This is a genomic window from Vulcanisaeta sp. (assembly GCF_049966235.1).
Taxonomy (GTDB): domain Archaea; phylum Thermoproteota; class Thermoprotei; order Thermoproteales; family Thermocladiaceae; genus Vulcanisaeta; species Vulcanisaeta moutnovskia.
This window is the reverse complement of record NZ_JBMFVA010000001.1, coordinates 14,392-38,031: the sequence shown is the minus strand read 5'-3', so window position 1 is coordinate 38,031 and position 23,640 is coordinate 14,392. Positions and strand designations below refer to the sequence as shown.

Here is a 23,640-nt window from a genome sequence, read left to right as displayed (position 1 = left end):
TTATAAGGCTTATTCCATGAATTCGCTTACACCGGTCTTATTCACTGGCATTCTCCAGTCAATACCAAGGGTTCTCATGGAAATCCTGGGAACTATTGGCATCTTCCTCTTATGCTCAGTATTCAATACCCTACGCCATACGGTCTGTACAAGCTCGATAGGCTTGCCCGTGGCCTCAGCCGCCTCTTCGGTGTTCATCCTATAATCAATAAGTGCATGCAAAATTACATCAATGTCCTCATACTTCACTCCAAGCTCACCCTCAGCCGTCTGATCCTCCCAAAGCCTTGGGCTTGAAGGCTTGAAGGCAATGCTATCCGGCAAGCCCAGGTACTTACCTAGGTACCTAACCTGTGTCTTGTATAGGTCACCTATTGGTAATATGTCGACGCCACCATCGCCATACTTCGTGAAGTACCCAATTAACAATTCGCTCTTATCTCCAGTACCAACCACGACCTTGTTAAATCTATTGGCAAAGTAATAAAGTATGGTCATCCTAATCCTTGGAAGGAGGTTCCCGGTCGCTATTTTATCACTTTCATCAAACACAGGTATTGACTCGACGAAGGCGTTTCTTATTTTACCAATGTCTATATAGTAATACTTGATCTCCAGGTTTTCAGCAACATACTTAGCATCCCTTATATCCTCAGGTGGCGTTGTTTTATATGGTAGTATTAAGCCAATAACGTTATCCTTACCCAATGCCTTAACGAGTAGGTATGCCGTAACACTGGAATCAACACCACCGCTAAGACCTATAATGGCGCCGGTGGTCCCTGAATCCTTAACATATGACTTAATGAAATCAATTATTCTCTGTGTTACGTAATCATAATCAATGCGTACTAGGTTTTCAAGTGTTATTCTAGGCACATGAGTTCAGTCACTAACGACTTATATTGCTTACTCATTTTACAAAATGGAGTTTGTATTTTTAATTCCCCGCGCTCATTATTACTTAATGCTTAGGATACACCTGCTTCAATATAGCAGTAAATTGGGTGACGTGGACTTTAACCTGGGCAGGTTAATCAAGGCCATGGAAACACTCTGTGTGGGTGATGGGGCAGATCTAATAGTGACGCCGGAGCTTTACTTACCAGGTTACATGTCTAAGGATATGTTCTTCCAAATTGCCGAGCCGATAAGTGGCAAGACCATTACGAAATTAGCCATGGAGGCTAGAAGGAGAAATTGTCACGTGATTGCTGGATTTGCTGAGAGGAATGAGGATACTCACGTACTTTATAATACAGCAGTTGCCGTAGGCCCTAATGGAGTATTAGCGGTATATAGGAAGAGACACTTGCCGTCATATGGCATATTTGATGAGTACAGGTATTTTGGGATTGGTAAGGGCGACATACCCGTCATTAGTATTAATGGACATAAGGTCGGGATAGCGATATGCTATGATGCTTTCTATCCAGAGGTTTCGAGGGTTATGATGCTTAGGGGTGCCGAGGTTCATGTATACATAAGTGCTGCACCCGATATGTCTAGGCTTCATTTTGAAACATTTATGATAGCTAGGGCACTGGAGAACGTGGCATACACAGTCTATGTTAATACGGTTGGACAGTACGATGGTCTTGGATTCTTTGGAGGTAGTCACGTAGTTAATCCACTAGGTAATGTTCTCATTAAGGCTAAGTATTACGAAGAAGATATGAAAACCATTGAAATAGACCCAAGTGATATTGCTAATTATAGGAGTCATAGGCCAATACTCAAGGATCTTGATCCAAGCGATGTGGATCTTGTAGTAAAGGCTCTTGCTGAGTACTTAAATCCAAAACTACCAATAATCAAGACTAAAGAGAAGGAGGTGACTACAGTTAGTAATTATTAACGCAATGAAGATAATGCTTGATTAAATATTTTAATAGTATTTCATTTACCTTAGTTGATTAACTATCTCTATTAATGCATCGCCGAATTCCTTAGTACCCAGTGGCTGAACACCCATGAACCTGGCCAGATCCTGAGTTACCTTCTTCTGATTAATGGCCTCTGTTATTGCCCTATCAATTAAGTCAGCAGCCTCCCTCCAACCCATGAACCTAAGCATTAACTCACCAGCCCTAATTATACCCGTTGGGTTAGCCACATTCTTACCAGCGTACTTAGGCGCTGTACCATGCACTGCCTCGAACATGCCGCCAGTATCACCAACATTCGCGCCACCAAGTACTCCAATATCGCCTATGAGGGCTCCAGCGGCATCACTTATGTAATCACCATTTAGGTTGGGCGCCAGTATTACGTCGTAATTCTCAGGCCTTGTGATTATCTGCTGGAACATGTTATCGGCAATTCTATCATTAACGAGTAATTTACCAGGTGGTACCTTACCACCATACTGCTTATTCATCTCCTCCTCAGTAACTATGTAATCCCTAAATTCCTTAAGGGCTACTTCGTAGGCCCACTCCCTGAAGGCGCCCTCCGTATACTTCATTATGTTGCCCTTATGCATTATTGTTACGGACCTCCTCTTATTCTCAATGGCGAACTTAAAGGCAAACCTAGCAACTCTCTGTGTCTTATACTTACTGATGGGTTTAATGCCTATTCCAGTGTCATCCTCAAGATCAACCTTCAGTTCCTCCTTAAGAAACTTCCTTAACTTAGCAGCCTCCGGACTATCCCAACTCCACTCAATACCCCTGTATAGATCATCAGTATTCTCCCTAATGATCACTAAATCAACTCTCTCAGGGTGTTTAAGTGGTGATTCTAAACCAGGCATGTACTTAACAGGCCTGACATTAGCGTACGCATCCAGGAGCATCCTAATGGCCACGTTTATTGACCTCCAACCACCACCAATCGGAGTCTCCAGCGGTCCTTTCAGGATGACCCTGTACTTCGTGATGAGGTTTATGGTCTCCTCCGGGAATCTATTACCGTATATCTTCTCAGCCTCTTCACCTGCATAGGCCTTAACCCACTTAATCTCTCTTGAGCTGCCGTAAGCCCTTTCAACGGCCTTATTAATTACCTTAATAGCCACATTCGTTATTTCGGGTCCTATTCCATCACCTTCAATATAAAGAATTAGTGGCTTATTGGGGACATTCCAGATACCGCCCTGAACCACGATTGGTTCCCCATCCTCCGGTATCTTAATCCTAGATGCCATCTCTATTTACGTAATTACTACGTTTTTAAATCTTTCAATAATCGAGGAATAATGTGAGTAGAGGAGGACCAACATTATACATTACTGGTCTTGGACTAAGCCCTAGGAATATTACAACTGAAGCGTTAGAGATCATGAGGCTCGTCGATGTGGTTTTCCTGGAAACCTATACGTCAAAGGGTCCCGTAGAATTCATGAACTATTTGAGAAGTATTAGGAATGATTTAATCCTAGTTTCAAGGGAGGATCTAGAGAATAGGAATGGTGATGTCATAATGAGGGAGTTAGAAAGGGGGCATGATGCTGCACTTCTTGTTTTTGGTGATCCCATGATAGCCACGACACATGCGGCAATTGCCGTAATTGCCAAGAAACATGGCTTTAATGTTAAGATTGTGAATTCAGTAAGCATAGTTTGTGCATTACTTAGTCAGCTTGGTTTATCACCGTATAAACTGGGTTCCATAGCCACAGTGACCTACCCTAGAATGGGCGTGCTTAGTACTAGGGCTTACGATGTGTTGGGCGACAATCTTAAACGTGGGCTGCACACGATATTATTACTTGATATTCGGGATGATGAAGGCTTTATGAGTGCTAATGAAGCGGTTGATATACTCAGGAGGTTAGAGGAGGAGAGGAAACTAGGCATTGTTAATGAGAGGTTGTTGGTTATTTATGTGGCTAGGCTGGGCTGGGTTGATCATAGGATTGTCGTTTCCACAGTAAATAATGTGCCCGATATTGGTGATACTCCACATACTATCGTTATACCTGGGTTATTAAATCCCGTTGAGGTTGACTATTTAGTCCATGTGTTAAATGCGAGTAAGGATTTCGTTGATAATCATCAAAGATTTATTCATAGTCTTACTGTGGAAAATAAATGATTGTTCATAATTATTCCTTGAAATTTCTTAAGTTTCTCGGTAGGTTTATTGGCATTTTTCGGAATATAGTTTATAAGGAACTGAATTTCACAATCCTTGTGAAACTGAATAATGCGTTTATCACCAAAGGCATAGAGCAAGGCCTTAAGTGGTTTATTGCATACTCATTGATTACGCTACTGAGTATATACACGATTATTATTACGAGAAGATCTCTCATAAAGCTATTCCATGAACACATAAATACAGTAATACTAAGATATAGGGATGAGATTGACGATCCATAACCCATCAATGAGGTACATCCCTGCGGAATATTACTGCGCCATTATCCTTTCTCCTAATCTCCACGACCCTATGATAAGGTATGTACGTCTCCTTACCATCCCTACTCACAAACATAAACCCATCCCTACTTATCACAGTTATCCTAGATAATTCCAAAACCTCCTCATTATTAGGCGACCCTCTTGATACGTAGATGAGTACGTAATTATCCAACTGGTTTGTCCACTTTAATTTATTGAGTATATCCCTTATAGTTACCATTCACCTTTAGAGGAGGAGCATTATTATTTAATACTGACTATACAATGTATAATGAAATCTTAATTAAGTAGTCGATCTAGCGGTTAGTGATGGTTGGTCCCTGCGTATTCATAAGCAGGAGTAACTTACCTTCGATAATATACACGGAACTCAATAAACTACCTATAGAGATTAGGATGTGGAAGGAGACAGGTCCTATGTGGGGTAAACAAGCATCACCACCAAGGGAGGTTTGGGTCGATGCATTTAAGAACTGTGTTGGTGCTATTGTGACTTTAGGCGACATTATTGATAGATCCCTACTTAATGAGGCAGAGAAGTTGTTTGTGATTAGTACGTATAGTGTTGGTGTTGATCACATAGACGTTAAGGCAGCCACTGAGAGGGGAATATACGTAGCGCATACACCTGAGGTGCTTGTTGAGGCTGTGGCTGACCTGGCAATGGGCCTATTAATAGCACTGGGCAGGAAGATAGTCCTGGGCGATAGGCTTGTCAGAATAGGCGGTATATATGATAAATGGGGTTGGCTTCTTGGGACTGATGTTCATAACGCTACATTGGGTATAGTGGGTTTAGGTAATATTGGTACGGCATTGGCCAGGAGAGCCAAGGCATTCGATATGAAGGTTATTTATTGGTCAAGGACTAGGAAACCACACATAGAATTTGCACTCGGTATTGAGTATAGACCCCTTGAGTCAGTACTTAGTGAGTCAGACTTCGTGGTAATAACGATAGCCGCAACTCCAGAGACCAGGCACTTAATTAATGAGGAGCGAATAAGGCTCATGAAGAAAACTGCCTATCTAATAAATGTGGCTAGGGGCGACATTGTGGATACCAATGCCTTAGTTAAGGCGCTTAAGGAAGGTTGGATAGCAGGTGCTGCATTGGACGTGTTTGAGGAGGAACCCTTACCAAGCACGCACGAATTAACTAAGTTTGATAACGTTGTATTAACGCCACACATAGGGTCTGCGACTTATGAAACAAGGGAGAGAATGGCGGAAATCGCGGTTAGAAACCTCATTAATGTATTAATGGGAAAAAGACCCCTTTACTTAGCTAATCCTGAGGTTCTCTCAATTAGACCATTACAGGCCTTGATATGATTTATGGTGAATAGCATTTATTAGTTTAGGCATAGATCACTAAGAAATATAGTTATGGAGTCATATAATGTGGCAAGATTAAGGAAAGTTACGAAGAATAATAGGCCAATTCCGGATAATAAGCATTTATGGGCTGCAGTAGCTGTTATTTATAATCCCTGCCTTAATGCAATCCTCATAGGTAAGCGAACGGAGAATCCGACGGATCCATGGAGTGGCGATGCGGCATTCCCTGGCGGTAGATTTAATCCAAGTAAGGATAACGATTTAGTGGAGACTGCGATTAGGGAGGCCAGGGAAGAAGTGGGGCTTGACCTTATTAGGGATGCCGATTTATTGGGCGTTTTAGATTTTTTCTCACCAAGTAATGCACCGAACATTAGTGTGGTGCCCGTAATATTCTCGCTAAGGGATTGTAATCCTAAATTAACGATAAATAAAACCGAACTATCAAAGGTATTTTGGCTAAGGATTGATGACATTACCAAGCATGTTAATATAAATGTTAATATAAAGGGTTTTCCAAGACCTGCAATAATTATGGAAGACGTAATAATATGGGGCATGACTTACAGAATACTACGCAGATTACTGAAAGAGGCCTTCAGCATAAACCTACCAAAGGATCCAAGAGACATTGACTAGGTGCTTCCATGAATTATCTAGGCTCGCACACCATTATTAACCGTAATGGTGAACCCTCAGCTCCTCTGATCTTAAGTGGCATGAATATGAATAATCCCTCACCATTCTTGCATGTACTTAATGCACTATCTAGGTTAGTAACGCCCTCAATTATGTATATGCCATTTGACAGTAATTTATAATGCACGTAGGCAACATCATCCTTAGGAACCCTGGGTGGGTATGGATAACCCTCCTTACCCGGCCAACCAGCTATACTCAGTGCCTCAATACCCACAACCCTAATTCCCTTGCTTACTAAGTAATCGGCTCCGGATCTATCCAGGTATGGCCAATTATAGAGGAATTCCTCAGTACCCCAGGCTTTAGAGAAGCCCGTGTAAAGCATTACTGCGTAATTACGCTGTATCCTATTATCAAATCTCCTCAGGTCATCCACAGTGATGGCCTCACCATTCCTCTTGTAACTTAGGTCAAGTACTACGCCGTAAGTCATGAAGTCCATTAATGGTAATGACTCTGCAGTTAAGCCATTTGGTACGAAATGTCGTGGTAGGTCTATGTGTGTACCACTGTGTAACCCTGCAGATATTTTTGATAGTGTTGATTCACCGTAACTTCTCCCAACCTTAATGTACTCATGCATAAAGGGTGGGTCACCAGGGTAAGTGGGCATTCCATTATATAGTTCGTGGGTTAGGTCTATTAGTATGAGTTTCTTACTCATTAACTGATTAATTAACTCCTTTAGGGTTTGCGACATACCGTGCTAATTATATACTACGGACTTAATACGCATTTCCTCTAGTGGCTCAATAACCTATATAGTGATTAAACCCCTTAGAGTGTTTAAACATGATATAACGATTATTAATGAATTGAAAACACTACACATATCTGGTTTATTAAGAGGAATACATCCATGACCATTGATGAAGGCCGTTACGGTAATTCCATTGGTTAAGGATTCATTGGCATTAAGGGATATGCCTAAGCCATCACCAAAGCGATACCAAGTCCTATTGAGCCCAATTGAGGTAGGTGTTTGTGGTACTGATAAGGATATCATTGAGGGAAGGTACGGTGCACCACCACCGGGTGAGGAGTACCTTATTCTTGGTCATGAGTCTGTGGCTGAGGTTGTTGAGCTTGGTGACGATGTTGATAACGTGAGTGTCGGTGACATAGTCGTACCAACAGTAAGGAGACCGATAACGTGCACCCTACCAATAACTGAGGTGGATTACTGCCCAAGAGGTACATATGCGGAGCACGGCATATGGTACTTGCACGGATTCGCCGCTGAGTTCGCTGTAACGGATTCCCAGTACCTTGTTAAGGTACCTAAGGAGGCCGTCGACGTTGCTGTGCTTACGGAGCCCCTAAGCATTGTTGAGAAGGGCATTGACTTGGCATTGAGGCTTGGTAAAGCTAGGTTCGAGTCCTGGAGTCCAAGGAGGGTTTTGATAATGGGTGCTGGGCCTATTGGTATGTTGGCATTAATGGTTATGAGACTTAGGGATTTCGTCGACATAACGGTAACAGCTACGAGACCCTACGACAGTCTCAAGGCGAAGCTTGTTAGGGAGATAGGCGCAACCTATGTTAATACGAACATTGATCAAATAAATGGTGATTTCGACATAGTAATTGAGGCAACGGGCTCAACAAGCGCGGCATACGATGCACTAAGGCATCTAGGGGCTGATGGCGTGGCAGTATTACTGGGGATATACCTAGATAGTAAGAATGTTAATATTAGGCCGTTACTGGATGATTGGAGAAGGAATAAATTAATTATTGGTGCGACCAATGCCAGTATAGGGGCTTTCGAAATGGGTGTTGCGGACCTCGTTAAGGCTAAGTTCGAGTTTGGAGGTTGGGTTAGGAAGTTAATAACTAAGGAGGTAACACTTGATGAGTATGAATACGCATATAACTGGGGTCATGAGGATATAAAGTCCGTGATCCAAATAAGGAGTTTATAAACCACGATTTGACCAGTCCATGATTAGCCTACAATGAGGAATACCTCTTCATTAATAGTTCTCATCTAGATTGATTAAACTTTATTAGGGTTTCAATAATCTAGGAATTAATGGTTCTTAATCTAAGAGTGTTTACGATAGCCTTAATGGTCATCGTTGCTTTCTTAGCATCAATCTTCCTGCTTTCCATCGCTAGTGGTACATCAGCAAAAGCTGACGGCCAGGTGGGTCCCAGTGCGGTTAATGTTGCATCGTCAATTAACATTGACATGCCGATCTATGTAGTCGGACCGACGACGTTAGTACAGGGACTTATAAATGCTGGCGTTAATGGATCTCTGATTAAATTAATAACCATAAATCAATTATCAACCTTACCAAACGGTAGTGCTGTGCTTATTGATTGGTCTCTGATTGAACAAAGTCTCATTATTAATAAGAGTGGTATAGTCCAGGTAAATACTAATTCCATAATCTTTAAACTAATTGAGAGATTGATTAATCATGATGATTTAGTGATTATCCATACAACCGATGTATCTAAAGATTTCGTTATTGTAGAGACCTTGGCATTGGCGTGGGCTAGGGCTTATAATGAAAGAGTAGTGGTGTACCCGGTTATTAGTGGTTATTATGTATCGGTCTTTGAAGGTAGGAATGCCTTGGTATTCGGTAGTGGTTATGAGGCTAAGGACGTGGTCGGCATGGTTAATTACTACCAAGGTGTAATTGATGTATGGAGACACAAAGCTGAAATAAGCCAAGCATTATCTCTCGGTATTTATGGACCGTATGGACTGCAAAGTGCGTCATTGACGAACATCGACCCTTGTCAGGAGTATGTTCAGGAGGCTAGTAGCTTGAGTGGTGTGGTCTTTGATTACCAACCCTATTATGGTGGTGTTAGTACCGAGGCTTTCAGTAATGGTAATGGCACCTTCTTCTACGATGCATGCATATTCGTGTTTAATGGAACTGGGGAGCCGTATAAACCAGCCGGTGCTGGACCGTACTATCCCGTAGCTACCGCCGCGTGGATGGCTTATGTGTCATCAAGCACGATTATCAATAATGACGGCTACATAAACTACTTCATAGGTACAATGGACCATAATCCAGGGTGGTTCGATCATCAAAACGGTTATAATTCGTATCTGGGGATACCCGTCAATTCATACCTTGAGTATGAAAGTGGAGCAAATCCGGTATCATCAACATCGCCTAATTATGTTAAGTCATTCACTGTAAACTTTGGGGCTAGTGGTATAGTCATAGCATTACCAGTGGAGTACACCGAATCTCCATCGTCTACGGAGATTATTTACAAGAATACGGCACCGACTACTAATACTGCTGTGGTTAACAATACCTGGTGGTTTTACATGGGTGGTAACCAGCAGGCTAATCAAGCCTACATGGTTGCCTTTGCAGAGGACGCTGATGAGTGGGTGTTACCACAAGGCCTCAACACCCAGCAAAAAGCCACATTCTACAATGAACTTGGCATTAACCTAGTAACTTCTATTCGAGACATCCCATGCACCGAGTGGATTTACAACTACGAAATAATCTGGGCAAAGCTATTATGGGTACTCCAATACAATCCAGGTGCATTGTCACAAGTAAATCATAATGTTTCCATGCTGAGTTCACAAAGTCCATACGCCATAACAGGGATTTCATCACGCACAGTGTATATACCGTATATTTGTGGCGGTTAAACGCTGCTCATGATGACCATGGCTAATAAGTTAGATATAAGTTAAATAACGGTCCCGAATAGCCTGGCTTGATGAGCATTAGGTTAAGGCTACCTATGTAATACAGAGACGATATGGTTACAGACACAGTGGAGCATAGATATTATACCGCAATCATTGCATGAAGTGGCAATCTATGTAGGTAAATTATTAACTCGGACGTAACATACGGACAATATATAGTATCATCATGGCTGAAATCATGACTGAATTGTTAGGAGGTATTTTCTAGCCCTTTTGTAAGTTTAGTGATTTTACTTTTAGTATTGTCATTGGATTAAGAGTAATCCACGAATTCATCCTCACGGAAGAAGAACCTAATTTCTCTTTCAGCTTCCTTAGGACTATCACTTGCATGCACTAGGTTGAATAATGCCCTCTTCTCTAGGTTCGCCAGGTCTGGGCTATCCACTGAGTAGTCTCCTCTAATTGTGCCTGGTGGTGATGAGTATGGTGTTGTTGAGCCGACGATCTTCCTAATAACTTCAACGGCTCTATTGCCTTCGAGAGCCATTACGACTATTGGACCCATTGATAGGTAGTCAGCGAGCCAACCCCTAATTATCTTCCCAATCTCCACTGGATCGTCAGTGCCCAAATCAACCTTTGGATCCTTCCCAATCTCTGAGTAGGACTTCAGGGACTTACTACCCACTGAGCGTAGCCAATTCTCATCACTTGGGTAGAACTTGGCTGCCTCCTCCTTGCTTAGCCTTATCATTTTCATGGCAATAATCCTTAATCCAGCTCTCTCGAACCTGTTGATTATTTCTCCAATCAATCCCTTTTTAACGGCATCCGGCTTTACTATTACCAGTGTTCTCTCAATCATATTACGAATCGATAACACTAATGCTCTTTAAAGTTTTATGATCCTAGGGAAGTAAAGCTTAATGGGGCAATTAATTTAGGAACTTGATGAGTGAGTCCAGTAGGTTATATGGAGAGGCACAGAGGGTTCTTGTTGGTGGTGTTAATAGTCCTGTTAGGGCCGCGATTAAGCCATACCCGTTCTTTGTGAAGGAAGGTAAGGGTCCATATCTCTTTACTGTGGATGGTTATCGATTGATAGATTACGTGCTTGGTTACGGTCCATTAATTCTCGGTCACTCCCCAGAGCCTGTTGTTAAGCAAGTGATGGAGCACCTAGGCAAAGGCTGGCTTTATGGAGCACCAACGGAGGTTGAGGTAGCGCTAGCGAAGAAAATAGTGGTTCATTTTCCAAGTATAAAGAAGGTTAGGTTTGTTAATAGTGGTGGTGAGGCCGTCTCAGCAGCGATTAGGTTAGCACGTGGATATACTAAACGCAGAAAGATATTGAAGTTTGAGGGTTGTTATCATGGTGCCATTGATTACGTGCTAGTTAAGGCAGGTAGTGCGGCAGCGCATTTTGGAACTCCTTCATCGGCCGGAGTACCTGAGGATGTAGCTAAATTAACTCTTGTGGCTAAGTACAATGATTTAGATAGTGTGGAAGGAATAATGAGGAACGAGGGTAATGATGTTGCCGCAATAATTGTTGAACCTGTAATGGCTAATTATGGGGTAATACCACCCAGGGAGGGTTTCCTGAAGGGACTTAGGGAAATCGCGGATAAGTACGGAGCCTTATTAATACTTGATGAGGTGGTCACTGGCTATAGACTTGGCCTTGGTGGTGCTCAGAGATATTACGGCGTTAGTGCCGACATAACTACACTGGGCAAGATAATTGGCGGAGGATTCCCAGTGGGTGCTGTGGGCGCTCGTGATGAAATAATGGAATTATTATCACCAAAGGGCCCCGTTTTTAATGCCGGTACATTTAATGGACACCCAATATCAATGGTTGCTGGGTTAGCCACTATAGAGGTTCTTGAAACCACGAATGCCTATGATATTGCTATTAACGCATCACGTAGGTTAGCTGAAGGGCTTAATGACATACTTAGTAGACTAGGTATTGACCATGTGATTAATTGGGTACCAACCATGTTACAGGTATTCTTCACTAGGGGTGAAGTTATTGACCATGAAACAGCCAGTAAATCAAATGCAAAGCAGTACCTTAAGCTCCACGAGGAGTTATTGAAGCGTGGAATCTTCATAGCGCCCAGCCAGTTTGAGGCTGTTTTCACGAGTTCAAGCCATACCACTGAAATAATTGAGGAGACATTAAGACACATGGAGGATGCTGCTAAGGTCCTTAAGCAGGTCTAATTGTCATTATTCCTTTACTACTTCCATTAAATAACTCCTTAATTTCTTAACGGTAGTCTCATCACCTACTTCCGCGTATCTCCTCATATTTTCTAAATAGTTATGCATGATCTTCTTAACCAAGGACCTACTCATGGCATCAATAATGGCCTCAACATTATCACTCCTTCTTAATGCATTTAGCGCCTCCTTAACCTCCTCCTCCCTGATATTCTCAACAAACCTCATAACATCCCTAATTACCTCATCAGCATCACTACGCATAATTAATCTCATTATTCTCTCAGTCTCATTATTGATCTCCGACAGTTTCTCCATTATATTGCTCCTACCATTAACATACTTTAGATAGGGTTCCCTTAAATCCTCAAGCCTAATAATCCTGACATGACCGTTGCCCTGCACCTTAATGGCACTTGGAGTTGAAACATCAATTACCAGGTTTGGCAGTGAATAGTCAGTTGCATTGAGGTTAATTAGTGGTGATTGTACTGACACTGCAGTAATTAGTATGTCGTATTTATTAGACGTTAATTCACTCATTAATGATTCAAGACCCAATAGCCTTATTGAGTTTCCAAATTCATATCTAAGTTTATCCAGAGTCCTATTTATGACTGTTATGTTACTATAACCGCTCTTAATAAGCTCCCTAGCAATACCCCTGGCAACCTCACCACCACCAATGATAAGTACATTACTGTCCTTACTTATACTCCTTATTATGTAGTCCGACAGGAACTTCACGAATGATATATCGTAAAGATCATACTTACGCCTAAAATTCTCCCCAAACCTAATTGCTGATTCAAACAATATCCTTAGCCTTAATGACGGTTTACCTACACCATAAGCCCTCTTAACCTGGGACAGTATCTCCCTTTCTCCTAAAAACATTGAGTCGAGGCCTGCCGTTACTAATAATAAATGCTTAACGGCATCTAAATCATAGAGAATCCTAGGCTTAATCCCAGCCTTCTCATTAATTAACTTAATTAGTATATCCTCATCCTCATCTCCATCTAGGTAAAACTCAATCCTGTTGCAAGTCTCTAGTGCTATTACTGAGTCATAGAATTTATACAACTTAACTAATTCATCATTTGTGAAATAGGCCTTAGCTAATGTATTGAGGTCGTAATCCCGATAAGTCATTACCAATGCCTTAACCTTAACCATTCATAATCATCAAGCATTAAATATAATACTAATTTAAGCATTGTTTCAGGTGACAACGTAAAATAACAACGCTAAACATAACATAAAAACTAAATAATAAGCCCTAGTTTTAGCTTTCCGTGGGTATGGTAAATGATTTAAACGAGGTACTGAAATACGCTGACAATCAAAGAGATTTCGTAATCACACTATACAAGGAATTCATACCAATAAAGGCACTAGCTCCTGAGAATGGAGGTGATGGTGAGTGGGATAGGGCTAATTACCTATTGAATGTGGTTAGAAAATACTTTGATGAGGTTAAGGTTGTAGAGGCTTCTGATAACAGGGTTAGTAGGGGTTCAAGGCCGAACATAGTAGCCCTGATAAAAGGGCTTGATATGTCAAGGACCTACTGGGTTATTGCACACATGGATACTGTGCCCGAGGGTGATAGGTCTTTGTGGAGTTATGATCCATTTAAGGCCACGGTGGTTGGTGATACTATTTATGGCAGGGGTGTTGAGGATAATGGACAGGGAATAGTCATGGGAATCACCGTTGGTAAGGTGCTTAGGGAGCTTGGTATTAAGCCACCAATTAACTATGGACTTATACTGGCAAGTGATGAGGAGGTTAATAGTAAGTACGGTATTCGGTATGTTATTGATAAGGAGCCGAATCTAATAACAGGTAGGGACTTAGTTGTTGTGCCTGATGCTGGTAATGCTGATGGCACAATGATAGAGATTGCCGAGAAGGGAATACTTTGGGTTAAAGTGACTGTTTACGGGAAGCAAGCACATGCCTCGCTCCCTGAGCTTGGCCTCAATGCCTATAGGCTTGGTAGTGAATTAACGCTCGAAATAGACAGGAAGTTGCACGAAACGTTTAACCATGAGGATGCCTTATTCATACCACCGAAGTCGACCTTTGAACCAACTAAGGTAGAACCTAATGTAGGGAATGTAAACACAATACCCGGTAGGCACGTATTCTATATTGACTGTAGGATATTGCCTAAGTACAACATCGATGATGTTCTTAAGGTTATTAAGGATACGGCAAGTAATTACTGTAGTTCACATGGTTGTAGGGTCGATATTGAGGTTATTAGTAGGGATGATCCCGTGCAACCAACCAGTGCAGATAGTGAGATTGTTAGGAGACTATCTAAGGCAATAAGAGTTGTCAGAGGACTAGAGCCCAGGTTAATGGGTATCGGTGGTGGTACATACGCACGTTACTTAAGGGCCCGAGGTATACCCGTGGCCGTTTGGATGACCTCCAAGGAAACGGCTCATGCACCTGATGAGCATGTGCTCCTTACTGATGTTATAAATGACATAAAGACTGTAGTGGTGTCATTATTTACGGAACCATAGTAAGTACGATCCATACCCTTTTAAATCCATAATTCTCTAACCTAACCGTAGGTAAAAATGAGGGCTTTAATAACACTTGAACCATATGCAAGGAGTATAAACCCATACGATTTACTAGCTAGGATTAACTGTGGTCAAATCGTTGAGTGTGGTCGTAATAAATGTATTATTGACCTGAGCGATTGCGATACAAATATTCTAACAATGCTTAGGGATATTAACTATGTTGGTCATATATCGATAATAGATCAAATAATTAGTAGGGACCTAGATACCCTATTCGTAGTGGCTAAAGAGACGTTGCTGGGCCTTATTGGTAATGGAGATGGTACATTTAAGGTCGTTGTTAGAAGGATGGATAAGAAGTACCCAGTGACTAGTATCGAGCTTGCAAAAAAGCTTGGTGAATACCTTGCTCAGTTCGCTAGGGTGGATTTGGAGGATCCTGATTACATAGTGTATGTTGAGGTTAGGGATGACTCCTTCATAGTTGCTCATTCAACAAGAGATTTATTCCGTAAGAGGAGGGAGACAATACCGAGTGATTGGGTGAATCGTGTGGTTGGTATTGTTGATGGTCCTAAGGAGGTTTACGAAGCGATGGATCTAGTACAATTAAGTCATGCATTAGGTATTGAGATTAGGTTAATAACTAATCCATTAATTGTTGATAGGGCGTTTAGAGCTTTGAGACTTGGTTCCTTACCTAGGGTTAGGATTGTGAATATTGATGAGGCGTTGAATGGCATTGACATACCCATTGTGTTGTCAATGCATGCCAACTACAATGAGAGGAAGCTGATTGAGGTGAGTAGGGAGGCATTTAGTAAGGGGTTGAGGATTGGCTTGATACTTGGTAATGAGTACGATGATGTTAGCCTGAACCTGAGGGGCAGGGCGATGTATGAAATCAGGCTTGGGCCCATGACTGGTCATCCTATGAGGACTACTATTGCGTTGGCTTACGGCATTAGTGTTATATACACAACGTGGTTAATGAATCAATGATGCTCCCGGAGGTTAATGTAGGGCGTGGTAGGTTCAAGGCGCTTCCTAGTAAGTATGCGTTGTTATTTATGGCTTGGTACTCGAGAGGTTCATCAATAAGTCTATATAGATTGTTGTTGATAACTTACTTGGCATCATATATTGTTAGATATGTGTTCGAGCAACCGCCAATAAACAGTAAGTCCATACTAAGTGACTTGAGTGTTCTTGCTAGTGAGGGATTGATAGAGTTAAGAACAATAAACGGTAGGTTAATGGTCAAGGTCACTGATAAGGGTAGGCGATTAATAGGTGAGTTATACGGTATGAGCAACGAATACGTGCTATTTGGTGATTACTTAATAGTGAAGTTGAGGGACTTGTTTAATGAGTTAATAAGGTTGGTCAATGCCTATCAGGATATGGATGCTGCAGTGCTACTCTCAGTGGCGTTTAGAGAGTTGTCACTTAAGGAAGGTGGTATTGAGGGCGATGCCCTGAGGGATTTAGCCCTTGATTTGAGGAGGCCCTGCGAGAACGTGCTTGGTTAGCATAATGTTTTTAATACCCACTCATAACCTGGTCTTGATGGCGAGGGGACTTTATCACTATTTAGCTGAGGCGTGGGCTGGAGCCAGGAGTAGCTGGATTTGGGACGTGATCATGAAGCAGAGATTGATAGAGTGGCGTAGGGAACCATCTATTGTTAGAGTTGAGAAACCCACGAGGATTAACAAGGCTAGGCAGTATGGTTATAAGGCTAAGCAGGGCATAATAGTTGTTAGGGTCAGGCTTAGGAGGGGGCCGTTCAATAGGAGAAGGCCGAACAGCGGTAGGAGGCCTAAGAGGATGGGTGTTTATGGAATAACAACAAGTAAAAGCCTGCAGTTAATAGCTGAAGAGAGGGTTGCTAGGAAGTACCCTAACATGGAGGTTTTAGGTTCATACTGGGTCGGCGAGGATGGTACTTATGTATGGTATGAAGTAATACTTGTGGACCCGAACCACCCTGCCATAAAGAGCGACCCAGACTTTGCGTGGCTTGTTGGTAAGGAAGACAGGGAAGGCCGTAGGAGGAGAAGATTGAGAGAGAGGCAGAGGAGGTTGATTGAGAGATTAAGGAAGGCATCCCAGACAAAGAGTGAGAGTCAGGCACGGTAGGGTTTAACATACTTGCTATTCATCCTATGACTTTAAACTCAGTACAGCTTGAGGTTGAAACGATAATTCATGCCACTGAAGACTTGGATAAGATTGTTGATTCATTAATTAGACTGCTTACGGAAAACGCACCAATAATTGTAGAGGTTCTTTACGGGCATTACGGAAACCCCATATATAAGGTATACTCATTTATTAGTGATAAAGAGTTGGTGAGAAATGTGATTTCTGTTATATGTTCGTCATTTATAAATAAGGAGAGTTTATTATCAACAATCACGAATAGGATTGATGCGTCTGGGAATATTTTCATTAGGTTTGATAAGCAGGAGTTCGTTAAAGGTCGTTTAGTCATTGTTGATGGTGATGACGTTATTAGACTTAGGATCAGAGCTGTGGGAGTTGATACTATGCAGTTTATTAATGAGATCTGTAAATAGTTACTGACCAATGTTTGCGGAACTGCATCTAGCTTCTGTGGATAAATCGTTAATTAAATTGCTAAGTAGGCTTGGTTATGGACTAGTCGCAATTACAGTTGGTGGAAGTAACGATATCGTGGAATTACCTATATTTAGAAAATTAGTGATTACGCAGAATAGTACTTGGAAGATAAGCATGCACAAAAACTTCGACATAGTCTCCGTAATCCCTTGGAATAGGTTCGTTATTAATAAGTTCATTAATGACGAGAGGATCGACCTGATAACCATAAATGACGTTGATAAAAACGCATTACCGTCTAAACCGCAGGCCAGGGTTATGGCTAATGAAGGTAAGGCTCTGGAAATAGTTCTCAACCCCATAATTAGGCATGGTGAGCACGGCCTTGCATTTCTCAGGGACATTATTAATGAGTACTCTGTAATTGATGGCCTTAAAATCGTAGTCTCCCAGGGTATAAGTAAGGTATCTGATGTTAGGAATCCCAGGGATATCATTGAGTTAATGAGGGTTTTATCTAATGTTGATGCAAAGCCATTCCTAAGCGACTATCCGAGTGAAATATTAGTTGATGCAGTGTATAAGAGGGGTGTGTGTTTATGAGGTACGTAATAATCGATGTATACCCCAGGGACTCGATTAATAATGTAATCATTGAATTAAATAATTGGTTTAGGTTATTCGCCGGTAAGGATAGTATTGGTTCTGGGTTTAGGTTGATTAGGAGGTATGAGGATAAGGGTCGTTTAGTATTACAGGTTCCAAATAACTTAACTAGGTATTTAAGGGCTGCCATTGTGATGGTTGGTAGGGATGGTGATATTTCAGTAATTACTGTTAAGGTGACTGGTACAATGAGGAAGGCATTAGCTATTGCCTCATCAGTGCCATACGTATTTAATGAATTCATAAGCCAAGAGGGATTCAGCTCGTCGTGAGGTCATCACTTAATCTGTTTTGATACCCATCATCACCATAATTATGAATTAGTAATTGGTTTAAATGGTTTTGTCCTTGGATGGTCTTAGAGAATTACGGTAATTGTTTAGCCTGTGCTATTGAATAGTACCCCCTGTTGTAGTATATTAATGGTGCCTTGTTATTTAAGATTTGTGCGTCAACGATTTCACCTATAAATATTGTGTGGTCACCACCTGGGTATTTAGCTGTAACCTTACAGTCCAGGTAAGCTATTGAGCCCTCAATTATCGGCGCACCTGTCTTTGCGGCTCTTAATTTCAGTCCCTTAAATCTTTCCTCCCTGGGTGCTGTTGCGAATTTTATGGCTAAATCCTTCATATCGTCTGGCAGTATGTTTACTGCATATACATTGGACTTGTCTATGGCTTCATGACTCTGTAATCTCTTATCAATTGCTATGAGCACGAGTGGTGGGTTTAGGGATAGTGATGTGAAAGAGTTTACTGTTAATCCGTAATATTCATTATTATATACTGTCGTAACTATTGTAACGCCTGTTGGGTAATTACGCATTATTGCCTTAAGGGTCTCCCCCGAGATTTCCATTAAATTGTATCTGGAAATGATCTTTTAAAAGCCTATTCGCCAATTAAATCAACGTTTAACATATAACCAACACTTAACGAATACGCCAGGCCTTGCCTCAACAACCGGTGGTTCTTGCCTCTTACAAATGTCCATGGCGTACGGACACCTTGGGTGAAATCTACAACCGCTGGGTGGATTAACTAGGTTTGGTGGTTCTCCTGGCGCTACCTTTCTCTCTCTCAATCTATTGTTTGGGTCGGGGTCTGGTATTGCCTCGATGAGTGATTGAGCATAGGGATGCAGTGGATTTTTAACGACGTCTCTAAACGGGCCGTACTCGGCAAACTGACCTGCATACATTATTAATATGTAGTCACTGAAGTACTTTGCGGTGGATATATCGTGTGTTATGTACATAAAGGCCATCTTATGCCTTTGTTGTATATCCTTAAGTATGGTTAATATCTCAACCCTAATAGAGGCATCGAGCATGGAGACCGGCTCATCAGCAACTATGAAGTCAGGGTTTGTAATTATGGCTCTCGCAATAGCAACCCTCTGCCTCTGCCCACCGCTCAGCATGTGCGGGTACTTATTTATGAAGTCCTCAGGCGGCGTTAACTTAACCTCCTCAAGTGCCTCGTGTATCCTCTCCTCCCTTTCCTCTCTAGGTACTCCATGTATCATTAGTGGTTCCTCAAGTATGAAGTGTATGCTATGGAATGGATTAAGACTTGAGTATGGGTCTTGAAACACCATGCTTACTCTCCTCCTGAACCCAATGCTCTTGAGCTCATCCTCGTCCATACGGGTTATATCTTTACCATCAAAGTATATTTCGCCGGATATGGGTTTCAAAAGCCTGATAAGTGTCCTACCCAATGTTGTTTTGCCACTACCTGACTCACCAACAACAGCCAAGGTAACGCCTCTATCAATACTAAGGCTAATATCATCAACAGCCTTAACAAACCTAGGTTTAGCCAATAACCCGGGCTTTATTGTGTAGTAAGTCCTTAATCTATGCGCAATGACCAAACTATCCTTTCTAACCCACGGCGCATCTTCAAAGGTTTCAGGCATTCAGTAGGCTCCATTTATTTTCATCTTAAAAAGCTAACCTATATTTGCATTAATAGTTTATTGGTCCTTACATTACTTATATAACCAACAAGCCACTAAGTGCCTTCTTGAGGCATTACCCTTTAGCTCAATCATCGGTGGTTCCTTGGCATCACAAAGCCCTCTGAGGTAATCTCTATCCTTATAGAATGGGCATCTTGGGTGAAACCTACAGCCTGGCGGTGGATTTATTAGGCTTAGCACTTCTCCCGGTATGAAAGATAATGTCTTGTCGACCCTTAACGTCGGCACACTTGATATTAAACCCTGGGTGTAAGGATGGCTTGGGTTACCGTATATATCCTCAGCACCGCCTATCTCCACGAGCTTTCCTGCGTACATGATGGCTACCGAATCAGCAAGCTCGCTGGCCAGGGCTAAGTCGTGTGTTATGAATATATAGGACAACTTAAACTCCCACTTTAGTTTCTTGAGTAAGTTCATTATGTTTGCCTGAGTTATAACATCTAGGGCTGAGGTTGGTTCGTCAAGTATCACGATCTTGGGATGAGCCATTATAGACATTGCGATTATAACCCTCTGCTTCATGCCACCACTGAGCTGGTGTGGGTATCTATTCACGATATCTCTTGGTAGGCCTACGGCCTCTAGAGCATCCATAGCCATCTTGAGCGCCTCATCCCTACCAGTGCCCTGTAGTAGTAATGGTTCTATCATCTGATCACCAATTTTAATAACTGGGTTGAGCGCATTCATGGAAGCTTGTGGCACCATGGCGATTTTTCTCCACCTCACCTCTTTCCTAAACTCCTCCTCAGATATGTGAAGGATTTCCTTACCATCAAGGTAGACCTCGCCCTCAACAAGTGACACATTCCTCTCCCAAACCCTAACTAACAACTTGGCTAATGTTGACTTTCCACTACCTGACTCACCGACTATGGCTAATGTTTCTCCTTCGCCCAATTCGAAGGATACATCATCCACGGCCTTCACAACACCCTTTGTCGTCATGTAGTAGAGCTTAGCTCTCTTAACTTCGAGGAGCACCATGCGGATCACCCATATCTAAGTCTTGGATTTACTATGGGCTCCATTGCTATCGCAGTTATTATAAATACTACAGCCACAAAGGCTATCAAAAGACCTGGTGGTATTACCCACCACCAATATCCTGATGTTAATGCGCCGAACTCCTCGGCGTAATAAAGTATGTTACCCCACGTTGGGTATTCGGAGCCAGCAAGACCTAAGAAGTTTATAGCCGATAATGTAAGTATAGCTCCTGGTACATTAGTGACAAGTAGGTAGAGTACGTAAGGCACTATCTGAGGCAATACGTGATTCCTAAGTATCCATAACCTATTGGCACCGGCTATTATGGCTGACTCTATATATTGGGCAGTCTTTATCTGCATTACCATTACCCTTACAATCCTTGCTGAAGCGCCCCAACTCACTAGGGCTAGGAAGATGACGGCATCCCAAATGTTCCAACCGAACAGTACCGAGAATACTATCAGTAATGGGAACGCGGGAAGTAATATCACGAAGTCAGTCACCCTGGTAAGTATTTCATCTGTAAATCCACCAAAGAATGCTGAGACTACACCCACCATTATAGAAATCACAACTACTATTAATGCAGAGAGCAACCCTACGGCCAAATCCACCGGAAAACCTGCTAATAAACCTAGCCAGAGATCGCGTCCCTCAAAGTCTGCTCCCATGAGGCCGTAGACATCCCCCTGAAGTATAAACCTTAATTGATTACTGGTTATAGGATTAGAATTGTTCGTAAGAAAAGCATAAATTGTTATACTGAATTTATACGTACCAAACAATGGACTCAGTTTATGCTCAGTAACGTTATAAAATATGTAGGGTGTTGCAGAAGCACCTATAGGCACTAAATCACCTGCTTGGTAATTCTCTTGATAAAACTGTATTAATTGGCCAATAGCCTGTGTCGTTGTTCCTATGGACGTAACCTTACTTGTTAATGGTAAAGGCCCTATGGTTATTTCCTTACCGTCCGGTCTAGTAATGGTTATTGTTATCACGGGCGGCTGATTTCCATAAACTATTGGGTTATCTAGGGCTACGTAGAGCTCTCTCCATGGCTCTTTATAATTATAATTAACGGTGAATGACACGTCTACGTACTCAATATTATTACTATAGCTGGTACTAAATGCGTAATTACGATTATCAATTATTAATTGAGGTGCATATGCATTGCCAAGGAATGAGTTGATCCAGCTTGGAGGCGCGTATGGGGGATTCAGCCTCCAATAATTTGGATTATTCCACATATCACTGAAATTTGGTGGTAATACTATGAGGGCGTATAATGATACTACAACCATTATTATGAAGAATGTCAGTGCCACCTTACCCACACCCGATGATAAAAATTCCCTAGATATCTCATGAGGTGTCATTCCTAGTATTCGAAATTCTCTCCTCCTCGCCATAAATCATCACCTCTCCCTAAGTCTCGGATCAAGAATTATATAGAGTATCTCCATTATGAATATGATTACTATGTATAGCAATGTTGACGCATACGTTAAGGCAACTACAATAGGCATATCGGGCGTTGGTGATTGAACAATTGCTATGTTATAAACATAACCTAACCCCCACCATCTAAATACAATCTCTGTTATTAAGAAGCCTCCAAATATTATGAATGGTAATGTAATGAAGATGCTGGTTAGTATTGTGGGTGCTGCAGGTCTAAGAATGTACCTATTAACAACGTAACCTTCAGGTAATCCCTTAATCTTAGCGAAGGTTACGAAGTCCTCCTGCGATATGTTAAGTACGACAGTTCTGGCGAAGTAGGCCCAACCACCGACATTTATTATCAATACTGTGGCCAATGGAAGAGTTAAATGCCATAGTAAGTCAAGAACAGCTTTATAATTAAGAAATACCTTAAATGGATTAACCAGCCATACCGAGTAATACTGAGGACTCAAGATACCACCTGCGGGGAATTGTATTGGCGATCTTATCATGCCTAAGTAGAATGAGAAAACTAATAACATAACTATACCAAGCCACCATTGAGGTATTCCATTTGATATAGCGGCATAATACATAACGCCCCTATCGAGTTTAGATCCGTACCTAAGCGCTGACCTAAGCCCTATCTCAATACCAATTAACGCACTTAATAAAATGCCAAAAGTGTCGAGTAATATCGTGCCCGGAAACGCCGACATTATTATATCAACAACCTTACCACTTGCAACACCATATTCCTGGGGAAAATAAGAGTACCCCCAGTTAAATACAAGCATGTTATACATGACGTAAAACGTCCTTATCATCGGTGGTTGATTAAGCCCATAGGCCTCTCTGAGCTGATTAACTATGGCATTATATACGGCTTGCACCTGTGTAGAATTAAAATGGCCAGACCTAACTAAGTTTATGGTTATAGCCCTAGCCTCCTGTTGTATTTGCTGCTCCAATATTTTAGATGCTGGGCCCGATAAGGCATAAGACACCATAAACAACACAATTAATAATAATATTACCAGATTAACCATCCTTAATGATAAAGTCCTTAATAACGACATCGAAAAATGTAAACGAGTGATAT

26 protein-coding genes are annotated in these 23,640 nt (G+C 41.7%); 15 read left to right on the top strand and 11 right to left on the bottom strand.

Translation table 11 applies throughout. The features are described from left to right. Window positions 1–9 precede the first annotated feature (9 nt). A complete protein-coding gene (locus tag ACP5L5_RS00225) occupies window positions 10–879 on the bottom strand; it encodes an NAD+ synthase (RefSeq protein ID WP_428760809.1) in 870 nt (289 codons plus the stop codon). A gap of 88 nt (window positions 880–967) precedes the next feature. Here ACP5L5_RS00225 and ACP5L5_RS00220 point away from each other — a divergent pair, with 88 nt between their 5' ends. Then, window positions 968–1,858 carry a carbon-nitrogen hydrolase family protein gene (locus tag ACP5L5_RS00220; RefSeq protein ID WP_428760808.1) on the top strand — a complete coding sequence of 297 codons (891 nt, stop codon included), beginning with the start codon at window positions 968–970 and terminating at the stop codon, window positions 1,856–1,858. 45 nt (window positions 1,859–1,903) lie between these two features. On the opposite strand, the gene ACP5L5_RS00215 is transcribed toward ACP5L5_RS00220, so the two are convergent. After that, window positions 1,904–3,151: an NADP-dependent isocitrate dehydrogenase gene (locus tag ACP5L5_RS00215; RefSeq protein WP_428760806.1), complete on the bottom strand. Its 1,248-nt coding sequence runs from the start codon at window positions 3,149–3,151 to the stop codon at window positions 1,904–1,906. Between the two features lie 53 nt (window positions 3,152–3,204). On the opposite strand from ACP5L5_RS00215, the gene dph5 reads away from it, so the two are divergent. Both dph5 and ACP5L5_RS00205 read left to right on the top strand, forming a co-directional pair. Next, window positions 3,205–4,041, top strand: coding sequence for a diphthine synthase (gene dph5, locus ACP5L5_RS00210; RefSeq protein ID WP_428760804.1), 837 nt, complete (start codon window positions 3,205–3,207; stop codon window positions 4,039–4,041). Between the two features lie 98 nt (window positions 4,042–4,139). Next, window positions 4,140–4,328, top strand: coding sequence for a hypothetical protein (locus tag ACP5L5_RS00205; protein WP_428760802.1), 189 nt, complete (start codon window positions 4,140–4,142; stop codon window positions 4,326–4,328). Window positions 4,329–4,332: 4 nt separating this feature from the next. Here the strand turns inward: ACP5L5_RS00205 and ACP5L5_RS00200 are convergent, their stop codons facing one another. After that, the gene (locus tag ACP5L5_RS00200) at window positions 4,333–4,590 is read right to left on the bottom strand and encodes a DUF504 domain-containing protein (protein WP_428760800.1); all 258 of its coding nucleotides are present in this window, start codon (window positions 4,588–4,590) and stop codon (window positions 4,333–4,335) included. Between the two features lie 89 nt (window positions 4,591–4,679). Here ACP5L5_RS00200 and ACP5L5_RS00195 point away from each other — a divergent pair, with 89 nt between their 5' ends. Both ACP5L5_RS00195 and ACP5L5_RS00190 read left to right on the top strand, forming a co-directional pair. Further along, complete coding sequence (locus tag ACP5L5_RS00195) at window positions 4,680–5,705, top strand: 2-hydroxyacid dehydrogenase (RefSeq protein ID WP_428760799.1); 1,026 nt, start codon at window positions 4,680–4,682, stop codon at window positions 5,703–5,705. 69 nt (window positions 5,706–5,774) lie between these two features. Then, a complete protein-coding gene (locus ACP5L5_RS00190; RefSeq protein WP_428760798.1) occupies window positions 5,775–6,350 on the top strand; it encodes an NUDIX hydrolase in 576 nt (191 codons plus the stop codon). 13 nt (window positions 6,351–6,363) lie between these two features. Here ACP5L5_RS00190 and ACP5L5_RS00185 read toward each other — a convergent pair whose 3' ends face one another. Beyond that, entirely contained in the window at window positions 6,364–7,113 is a 750-nt protein-coding gene (locus ACP5L5_RS00185; protein ID WP_428760797.1) for a cyclase family protein, read from the bottom strand. Window positions 7,114–7,282: 169 nt separating this feature from the next. Between ACP5L5_RS00185 and ACP5L5_RS00180 the strand changes: the two genes are divergently transcribed. Beyond that, complete coding sequence (locus tag ACP5L5_RS00180) at window positions 7,283–8,338, top strand: glucose 1-dehydrogenase (protein WP_428760796.1); 1,056 nt, start codon at window positions 7,283–7,285, stop codon at window positions 8,336–8,338. Between the two features lie 110 nt (window positions 8,339–8,448). Next, window positions 8,449–10,059 carry a hypothetical protein gene (locus tag ACP5L5_RS00175; protein ID WP_428760794.1) on the top strand — a complete coding sequence of 537 codons (1,611 nt, stop codon included), beginning with the start codon at window positions 8,449–8,451 and terminating at the stop codon, window positions 10,057–10,059. A gap of 316 nt (window positions 10,060–10,375) precedes the next feature. Here the strand turns inward: ACP5L5_RS00175 and ACP5L5_RS00170 are convergent, their stop codons facing one another. Then, the gene (locus ACP5L5_RS00170) at window positions 10,376–10,930 is read right to left on the bottom strand and encodes a nucleoside-diphosphate kinase (RefSeq protein ID WP_428760793.1); all 555 of its coding nucleotides are present in this window, start codon (window positions 10,928–10,930) and stop codon (window positions 10,376–10,378) included. 86 nt (window positions 10,931–11,016) lie between these two features. On the opposite strand from ACP5L5_RS00170, the gene hemL reads away from it, so the two are divergent. Then, window positions 11,017–12,297: a glutamate-1-semialdehyde 2,1-aminomutase gene (gene hemL, locus ACP5L5_RS00165; RefSeq protein ID WP_013603819.1), complete on the top strand. Its 1,281-nt coding sequence runs from the start codon at window positions 11,017–11,019 to the stop codon at window positions 12,295–12,297. A gap of 6 nt (window positions 12,298–12,303) precedes the next feature. On the opposite strand, the gene ACP5L5_RS00160 is transcribed toward hemL, so the two are convergent. Then, complete coding sequence (locus ACP5L5_RS00160) at window positions 12,304–13,476, bottom strand: NAD(P)-binding domain-containing protein (RefSeq protein ID WP_428760791.1); 1,173 nt, start codon at window positions 13,474–13,476, stop codon at window positions 12,304–12,306. A 125-nt stretch (window positions 13,477–13,601) separates the two neighbouring features. Between ACP5L5_RS00160 and ACP5L5_RS00155 the strand changes: the two genes are divergently transcribed. The 7 genes from ACP5L5_RS00155 to ACP5L5_RS00125 are packed head-to-tail and all read left to right on the top strand — an operon-like array spanning window position 13,602 to window position 18,370. Continuing rightward, the gene (locus ACP5L5_RS00155) at window positions 13,602–14,840 is read left to right on the top strand and encodes a M20 family metallo-hydrolase (protein WP_428761157.1); all 1,239 of its coding nucleotides are present in this window, start codon (window positions 13,602–13,604) and stop codon (window positions 14,838–14,840) included. A 57-nt stretch (window positions 14,841–14,897) separates the two neighbouring features. Continuing rightward, the gene (locus ACP5L5_RS00150; RefSeq protein ID WP_428760789.1) at window positions 14,898–15,848 is read left to right on the top strand and encodes a THUMP domain-containing protein; all 951 of its coding nucleotides are present in this window, start codon (window positions 14,898–14,900) and stop codon (window positions 15,846–15,848) included. Continuing rightward, window positions 15,845–16,378, top strand: coding sequence for a hypothetical protein (locus ACP5L5_RS00145; RefSeq protein ID WP_428760788.1), 534 nt, complete (start codon window positions 15,845–15,847; stop codon window positions 16,376–16,378). Before ACP5L5_RS00150 ends, ACP5L5_RS00145 begins: the two co-directional genes overlap by 4 nt. A 37-nt stretch (window positions 16,379–16,415) precedes the next feature. Then, on the top strand, window positions 16,416–16,988 hold the full coding sequence (locus ACP5L5_RS00140; protein ID WP_428760786.1) for a 50S ribosomal protein L15e: 573 nt from the start codon (window positions 16,416–16,418) through the stop codon (window positions 16,986–16,988). 26 nt (window positions 16,989–17,014) lie between these two features. Further along, window positions 17,015–17,428, top strand: a complete 414-nt coding sequence (locus tag ACP5L5_RS00135; RefSeq protein WP_428760785.1) for an RNA-binding domain-containing protein — start codon at window positions 17,015–17,017, stop codon at window positions 17,426–17,428. Window positions 17,429–17,438: 10 nt separating this feature from the next. Next, entirely contained in the window at window positions 17,439–18,035 is a 597-nt protein-coding gene (locus ACP5L5_RS00130) for an RNase P subunit p30 family protein (protein ID WP_428760783.1), read from the top strand. Next, window positions 18,032–18,370: a hypothetical protein gene (locus tag ACP5L5_RS00125; RefSeq protein ID WP_428760781.1), complete on the top strand. Its 339-nt coding sequence runs from the start codon at window positions 18,032–18,034 to the stop codon at window positions 18,368–18,370. Before ACP5L5_RS00130 ends, ACP5L5_RS00125 begins: the two co-directional genes overlap by 4 nt. A 94-nt stretch (window positions 18,371–18,464) precedes the next feature. Here the strand turns inward: ACP5L5_RS00125 and ACP5L5_RS00120 are convergent, their stop codons facing one another. From ACP5L5_RS00120 to ACP5L5_RS00100, 5 genes are all read right to left on the bottom strand, one after another. Beyond that, entirely contained in the window at window positions 18,465–18,959 is a 495-nt protein-coding gene (locus ACP5L5_RS00120; protein ID WP_428760779.1) for a flavin reductase family protein, read from the bottom strand. A gap of 48 nt (window positions 18,960–19,007) precedes the next feature. Further along, the gene (locus ACP5L5_RS00115) at window positions 19,008–20,024 is read right to left on the bottom strand and encodes an ABC transporter ATP-binding protein (protein ID WP_428760777.1); all 1,017 of its coding nucleotides are present in this window, start codon (window positions 20,022–20,024) and stop codon (window positions 19,008–19,010) included. 72 nt (window positions 20,025–20,096) lie between these two features. Next, complete coding sequence (locus tag ACP5L5_RS00110; RefSeq protein WP_428760775.1) at window positions 20,097–21,077, bottom strand: ABC transporter ATP-binding protein; 981 nt, start codon at window positions 21,075–21,077, stop codon at window positions 20,097–20,099. Window positions 21,078–21,082: 5 nt separating this feature from the next. Beyond that, complete coding sequence (locus ACP5L5_RS00105) at window positions 21,083–22,501, bottom strand: ABC transporter permease (protein WP_428760773.1); 1,419 nt, start codon at window positions 22,499–22,501, stop codon at window positions 21,083–21,085. 6 nt (window positions 22,502–22,507) lie between these two features. Continuing rightward, on the bottom strand, window positions 22,508–23,617 hold the full coding sequence (locus ACP5L5_RS00100; protein WP_428760771.1) for an ABC transporter permease: 1,110 nt from the start codon (window positions 23,615–23,617) through the stop codon (window positions 22,508–22,510). Window positions 23,618–23,640: the final 23 nt, after the last annotated feature.

What these genes read in the sequence shown, in the direction of transcription:
- ACP5L5_RS00220 (WP_428760808.1), top strand. Translation starts at nt 968, where the DNA reads ATGCTTAGGATACACCTGCTTCAATATAGCAGTAAATTGGGTGACGTG.
- ACP5L5_RS00215 (WP_428760806.1), bottom strand. Translation starts at nt 3,151, where the DNA reads ATGGCATCTAGGATTAAGATACCGGAGGATGGGGAACCAATCGTGGTT.
- ACP5L5_RS00200 (WP_428760800.1), bottom strand. Translation starts at nt 4,590, where the DNA reads ATGGTAACTATAAGGGATATACTCAATAAATTAAAGTGGACAAACCAG.
- ACP5L5_RS00195 (WP_428760799.1), top strand. Translation starts at nt 4,680, where the DNA reads ATGGTTGGTCCCTGCGTATTCATAAGCAGGAGTAACTTACCTTCGATA.
- ACP5L5_RS00185 (WP_428760797.1), bottom strand. Translation starts at nt 7,113, where the DNA reads ATGTCGCAAACCCTAAAGGAGTTAATTAATCAGTTAATGAGTAAGAAA.
- ACP5L5_RS00180 (WP_428760796.1), top strand. Translation starts at nt 7,283, where the DNA reads ATGAAGGCCGTTACGGTAATTCCATTGGTTAAGGATTCATTGGCATTA.
- ACP5L5_RS00175 (WP_428760794.1), top strand. Translation starts at nt 8,449, where the DNA reads ATGGTTCTTAATCTAAGAGTGTTTACGATAGCCTTAATGGTCATCGTT.
- ACP5L5_RS00170 (WP_428760793.1), bottom strand. Translation starts at nt 10,930, where the DNA reads ATGATTGAGAGAACACTGGTAATAGTAAAGCCGGATGCCGTTAAAAAG.
- hemL (WP_013603819.1), top strand. Translation starts at nt 11,017, where the DNA reads ATGAGTGAGTCCAGTAGGTTATATGGAGAGGCACAGAGGGTTCTTGTT.
- ACP5L5_RS00160 (WP_428760791.1), bottom strand. Translation starts at nt 13,476, where the DNA reads ATGGTTAAGGTTAAGGCATTGGTAATGACTTATCGGGATTACGACCTC.
- ACP5L5_RS00155 (WP_428761157.1), top strand. Translation starts at nt 13,602, where the DNA reads ATGGTAAATGATTTAAACGAGGTACTGAAATACGCTGACAATCAAAGA.
- ACP5L5_RS00150 (WP_428760789.1), top strand. Translation starts at nt 14,898, where the DNA reads ATGAGGGCTTTAATAACACTTGAACCATATGCAAGGAGTATAAACCCA.
- ACP5L5_RS00145 (WP_428760788.1), top strand. Translation starts at nt 15,845, where the DNA reads ATGATGCTCCCGGAGGTTAATGTAGGGCGTGGTAGGTTCAAGGCGCTT.
- ACP5L5_RS00140 (WP_428760786.1), top strand. Translation starts at nt 16,416, where the DNA reads ATGGCGAGGGGACTTTATCACTATTTAGCTGAGGCGTGGGCTGGAGCC.
- ACP5L5_RS00135 (WP_428760785.1), top strand. Translation starts at nt 17,015, where the DNA reads ATGACTTTAAACTCAGTACAGCTTGAGGTTGAAACGATAATTCATGCC.
- ACP5L5_RS00130 (WP_428760783.1), top strand. Translation starts at nt 17,439, where the DNA reads ATGTTTGCGGAACTGCATCTAGCTTCTGTGGATAAATCGTTAATTAAA.
- ACP5L5_RS00125 (WP_428760781.1), top strand. Translation starts at nt 18,032, where the DNA reads ATGAGGTACGTAATAATCGATGTATACCCCAGGGACTCGATTAATAAT.
- ACP5L5_RS00120 (WP_428760779.1), bottom strand. Translation starts at nt 18,959, where the DNA reads ATGGAAATCTCGGGGGAGACCCTTAAGGCAATAATGCGTAATTACCCA.
- ACP5L5_RS00115 (WP_428760777.1), bottom strand. Translation starts at nt 20,024, where the DNA reads ATGCCTGAAACCTTTGAAGATGCGCCGTGGGTTAGAAAGGATAGTTTG.
- ACP5L5_RS00110 (WP_428760775.1), bottom strand. Translation starts at nt 21,077, where the DNA reads ATGGTGCTCCTCGAAGTTAAGAGAGCTAAGCTCTACTACATGACGACA.
- ACP5L5_RS00105 (WP_428760773.1), bottom strand. Translation starts at nt 22,501, where the DNA reads ATGGCGAGGAGGAGAGAATTTCGAATACTAGGAATGACACCTCATGAG.
- ACP5L5_RS00100 (WP_428760771.1), bottom strand. Translation starts at nt 23,617, where the DNA reads ATGTCGTTATTAAGGACTTTATCATTAAGGATGGTTAATCTGGTAATA.